Consider the following 577-nt stretch of genomic DNA (forward strand, 5'->3'; position numbering starts at 1 on the left):
CTTACCTAATGCTGGAATTAGATAGTCTAAACCTTTTTTAGGATGTAAGCGAGATAAAAATAAGATAATTGGTTCATCTATGGGAATGTTCAGGTGTTTTTTTAGCCTTTCACGAGTATTAAGAATTTTTTGAGGGGGATAAATACCAAGGGGGAGGACAAAACTGGAAGAAGTCAAATTTAATGGTGATGCTTCTTTTTGTTCTGCAATAGAGGTAAAATGAACTGATTGACTATGATTAAGATTAGCTTTTTCTAAAAGTTTGAGATATAGCTTCTTTTTGAGTTCTTTTTGCTGTAATGACCATTCACAAAGTAGTCCATGTACGGTAACAATATAAGGAACTTTTTGACAGCGGGCGATCGCCATTGCTATACTCGGAGCATAGGAGAAAATAGCATGAATATGTAATAAGTCATAATTACGGATATTTTCCCATAACCATATTGTTAATTCTCTGGAAAAAGCAAATTCTCTCAAAGCGTGAATAGAAGGAGAAAACCGGGGAAAGAAGTGGACAGGAACTTGTTGATAATTGATAAATTTTCCTAGAGGTACGTCTAATATATCTTCTCCA

General features: G+C 34.5%; 1 protein-coding gene. It reads right to left on the minus strand.

Going from position 1 to position 577, the window contains the following annotated elements; translation table 11 throughout:
* Positions 1-577 (minus strand): glycosyltransferase (locus ACIR131C_RS23760; RefSeq protein ID WP_035372677.1); only part of this gene is annotated, 577 nt, incomplete at both ends.

Source organism: Dolichospermum circinale AWQC131C (genome assembly GCF_000426905.1).
Taxonomy (GTDB): domain Bacteria; phylum Cyanobacteriota; class Cyanobacteriia; order Cyanobacteriales; family Nostocaceae; genus Dolichospermum; species Dolichospermum circinale.